This is a genomic window from Pseudomonas sp. BF-R-24 (assembly GCF_019947335.1).
Classification (GTDB): domain Bacteria; phylum Pseudomonadota; class Gammaproteobacteria; order Pseudomonadales; family Pseudomonadaceae; genus Aquipseudomonas; species Aquipseudomonas jessenii.
The window spans coordinates 1-3,937 of record NZ_JAGYGG010000082.1; the positions used below are offsets into that span (position 1 = coordinate 1).

At 58.7% G+C, this 3,937-nt stretch carries 4 protein-coding genes; all 4 read right to left on the bottom strand.

The genetic code is table 11. The features are described from left to right. Positions 1 to 80: 80 nt before the first annotated feature. Positions 81 to 569: an RDD family protein gene (locus KGA98_RS28320; protein WP_057713522.1), complete on the bottom strand. Its 489-nt coding sequence runs from the start codon at positions 567 to 569 to the stop codon at positions 81 to 83. Between the two features lie 94 nt (positions 570 to 663). Further along, the gene (locus KGA98_RS28325) at positions 664 to 876 is read right to left on the bottom strand and encodes a cold-shock protein (RefSeq protein ID WP_007977299.1); all 213 of its coding nucleotides are present in this window, start codon (positions 874 to 876) and stop codon (positions 664 to 666) included. A 402-nt stretch (positions 877 to 1,278) separates the two neighbouring features. Continuing rightward, a complete protein-coding gene (gene gcvT / locus KGA98_RS28330) occupies positions 1,279 to 2,403 on the bottom strand; it encodes a glycine cleavage system aminomethyltransferase GcvT (RefSeq protein WP_090457442.1) in 1,125 nt (374 codons plus the stop codon). Positions 2,404 to 2,439: 36 nt separating this feature from the next. After that, a complete protein-coding gene (locus tag KGA98_RS28335) occupies positions 2,440 to 3,816 on the bottom strand; it encodes an L-serine ammonia-lyase (protein WP_090457440.1) in 1,377 nt (458 codons plus the stop codon). Positions 3,817 to 3,937 lie beyond the last annotated feature (121 nt).

The window sequence follows — 3,937 nt, forward strand, 5'->3', positions numbered from 1 at the left end:
GGGTCAGGCAGCATTGATATCAGCTGACACCACGCCTTCGCGAGCAAGCCCGCTCCCACATTGGTTTGTGTGTTCAGGGATTACTTGGTCTTCTTCGGAATCCGCACCAGTTCGGTATTGGAGTAGATGTCATGCCAGCTGCGTTTCTGTTTGTCGAACAGCGACCAGAAGAATCCCAGGCCAACACACAGCAACGAAGCAATCGACACCACAAAGCGCAGCAGCGCCTGCCACAGGCTGATGGACGAGCCATCGGCATTCTGTACGCGGATGCACCAGACCTGCATGCCCAGGGTCTGACCGGACCAGGTCCAGAATTTGGCGAAGAAGCCGAACAATACGAACAGCAGGACCGTGGAGAGCAGGGGATCGCCGTCCAGCGCCCCGGCTTCGGTAAGGGTGCGCATCCTTTCTTCGCCGATGATCGCCATCTGGATCATCTTGTAGATGCCGCTGGTGACGATCAGCAGGGCGGTACACAGCAGGAAATCATAGAACATGGCTGCCAGGCGACGACCCAGGCCAGCGGCAGGAAAGTCGCCCTGGGGGGTAAGCAGGTGTTTCGACATGGCAGGCTCTCGGCGAAAAAGAAGCCATTTTACGGATTTACGCGCACAAAAAAGCCCCTGATGTCAGCATCAGGGGCTTTTTCGTTACAGAAGATTAGGCTTCTGCTTGTACTTCGTCAGCCTGCATGCCTTTCTGGCCCTGCACGGCGATGAAAGTCACTTTCTGGCCTTCTTTCAGGCTCTTGAAGCCGTTGCCCTGGATGGCGCGGAAATGCACGAACAGATCCGGACCGCTTTCAGGAGTGATAAAACCAAAACCTTTCTCGTCGTTAAACCACTTGACGGTACCGCTCTGACGTTGGGACATTTCTTATTTCCTTTGACGCAAAAATTAATGACAGTCTCCTTCTCATGAAAGAGTACTGGGGCTGGTTGCAGGAGAGTAAGAAGACGTCGAACGGGATGTAGCTAACTTGTAGGCTACTGCCCAGGTCACGATTCCAAGCGACCCATGCAAACACAGTGAACAAACTCTACGCCAACTACGGGAGAAAAAACAAGCCCCGTGTAGGCCCCGTATTTCCTCAGGTTGATGGCAAAGTAAGTCCACTAGTGGGGCCTTATTCACTAACCTTGTTCAATTGTTTTCGATCGTTATAAGCAAAGTTCATAATCGAAGCTTATAGCCAAACAATGCACTATTTTATGGCGGTTGCGTTACACATTAGTGCACCGTTAACGCAACCGCGTTACTTATAGGAACATTCAATCAGCCGCGATAGTAGCGTTGTGGAACAAATGGCATTTTGCTTACAAGCAAAGGCACCTTTTTCCCACGAACGATCGCCCAGACCGGTGTGTCCAGTGCGATGTAAGCGCTGTCGACGTAACCCATGGCTAGCGGGCCGCCCAGGGTTGGCCCGAAACCGCCGCTGCAGACGCTGCCGATGATGTCACCGGCTTCGTTGACGATCTCGGCGCCTTCGCGCACGGGTGTACGTTCCTGTGGTAGCAGACCTACACGTTTGCGGCTCACGCCTGCCTGTTGCTGGGCGAATACGCTTTCGGCGCCAGGGAAGCCGCCGGCCCGTGCGCCATCAGCGCGACGTGGCTTGGAGATCGCCCACAGCAGGCTCGCTTCGATCGGGGTGGTGTCGGTGTTCATGTCGTGGCCGTACAGGCACAAACCCGCTTCCAGGCGCAGGGAGTCGCGGGCGCCCAGGCCGATGGCGGCCACTTCGGCTTCAGCGAGCAGGGCGCGAGCCAGGGCTTCGGCATTGGTGGCGGGTACGGAAATTTCGAAACCGTCTTCACCGGTGTAACCCGAACGGCTGACAAAGCAGTCCACGCCCAGCAGCTTCACGCGGGCGAACTGCATGAAAGTCATCTTCGCCACTTCAGGGGCCAGACGTGCAAGCACGGTCACTGCAGCCGGGCCTTGCAGGGCGAGCAGGGCGCGCTCTTCGAACAGCGGTTCGATCGTGCACTGGTCGCCAATGTGCTTGCGCAGATGTGCCAGGTCCTGGTCCTTGCAGGCGGCGTTGACCACCAGGAACAGTTCGTCATTACCCAGGTTGGCGACCATCAGGTCATCGAGGATGCCGCCCGTCGCATTGGTGAACATCGCGTAGCGTTGCATGCCCACTGGCAGGTCGATGATGTCCACAGGCACCAGGGTTTCCAGGGCCTTGGCGGCATTGGCGCCGGTCAGGCGAATCTGGCCCATGTGCGAGACATCGAACAACCCCGCCTGGTCGCGGGTGTGCTGGTGTTCTTTCATCACGCCCAGCGGGTACTGCACGGGCATGTCGTAGCCGGCGAAGGGCACCATGCGGGCGCCGAGTTCGATGTGCAGTGCGTGCAACGGAGTTTTCAACAGTTGTTCGGTGGACATATTCAGCTCCTGAAAAAGGGTGCAGATGAGCGCGCATCAGCACTCGATAATGTTGACCGCCAAACCGCCACGGGCGGTTTCCTTGTATTTGCTTTTCATGTCGGCGCCGGTCTGGCGCATGGTGCGGATGACCTTGTCGAGGGAGACGAAGTGTTGTCCATCGCCGCGCAGCGCCATGCGCACCGCATTGATGGCTTTGACCGAGCCCATGGCGTTGCGCTCGATGCAAGGCACTTGCACCAGCCCGCCAATCGGGTCGCAGGTCAATCCGAGGTTGTGTTCCATGCCGATTTCCGCGGCGTTTTCCACTTGCTGCACGCTGCCGCCGAGTACTTCGCACAAGGCACCGGCGGCCATCGAGCAGGCGACGCCGACTTCACCCTGACAGCCGACTTCGGCGCCGGAGATCGAGGCGTTTTCCTTGTACAGAATGCCGATGGCCGCGGCGGTCAGCAGGAATCGCACCACGCCGTCGTCATTGGAGCCCGGGATAAAGCGCATGTAGTAGTGCAATACCGCTGGAATGATCCCCGCTGCACCATTGGTGGGTGCCGTTACGACGCGCCCACCGTTGGCGTTCTCCTCGTTGACGGCCAGCGCGTAGAGGTTGACCCAGTCCAGCACCGACAGGGGATCGCGCAACGACGATTCCGGGTTCTTGCACAATTGCCGATGCAGTGCGGCGGCCCGGCGCTTGACCTTCAGCCCACCGGGCAGGATGCCTTCATTGCGGCATCCGGCGGCGACGCAGTCCTGCATCACTTGCCAGATTTTAAGCAGGCCGGCGCGGGTTTCCGCTTCCGGACGCCAGGCGCTTTCGTTGGTCAACATCACTTGGCTGATGGACAGCCCGTATTTGACGCAATGACCGAGAAGATCCTTGGCGCTTTTGAACGGAAAGGTCAGGGGGGTGGCGTCTTCGACGATGCGGTCGGCGCCGGCGGCGTCTTCATCGACCACAAAACCGCCGCCGACCGAGTAGTACTCGCGGCTGCGGATCTGCAGGCCCGCGGCGTCGAAGGCGCGGAAAATCATGCCGTTGGGGTGATAGGCCAACGGTTTGCGAATCATCGCCAGGTGTTCTTTCTCGTTGAACGCAATGCTGTGTTCGCCGAGCAGGTTCAAGCGGCCGTTGCCGCGAATCTCTTGCAGGCGCGCGGCGACGGTCTCTGTATCCACGGTGTCCGGGTGTTCGCCTTCCAGGCCGAGCAGCACAGCCTTGTCACTGCCGTGGCCCTTGCCGGTGGCACCAAGCGAACCATACAGCTCGACTTTGACGCAGGCGGTGGCTTCAAGCAGGTTTTCGCGGCGCAAACCTTCGGCGAAGCGCGCAGCGGCACGCATCGGGCCGACGGTGTGGGAACTGGAGGGGCCGATGCCAATCTTGAACAGGTCGAACACGCTTAACGACATGGTGGTTCTCCGGTTTCTTGTTATAGGTATTGGCAGAAATTAGAGGCTTGGCACAAATCCCTGTGGGAGCGGGCTTGCTCGCGAAAGCGGTGGATCAGTCACCATCAATGTTGTCTGACCC

Excerpts from the sequence above, each read along its gene's own strand:
- KGA98_RS28320 (WP_057713522.1), bottom strand. The coding sequence starts at position 569 with ATGTCGAAACACCTGCTTACCCCCCAGGGCGACTTTCCTGCCGCTGGC.
- KGA98_RS28325 (WP_007977299.1), bottom strand. The coding sequence starts at position 876 with ATGTCCCAACGTCAGAGCGGTACCGTCAAGTGGTTTAACGACGAGAAA.
- gcvT (WP_090457442.1), bottom strand. The coding sequence starts at position 2,403 with ATGTCCACCGAACAACTGTTGAAAACTCCGTTGCACGCACTGCACATC.
- KGA98_RS28335 (WP_090457440.1), bottom strand. The coding sequence starts at position 3,816 with ATGTCGTTAAGCGTGTTCGACCTGTTCAAGATTGGCATCGGCCCCTCC.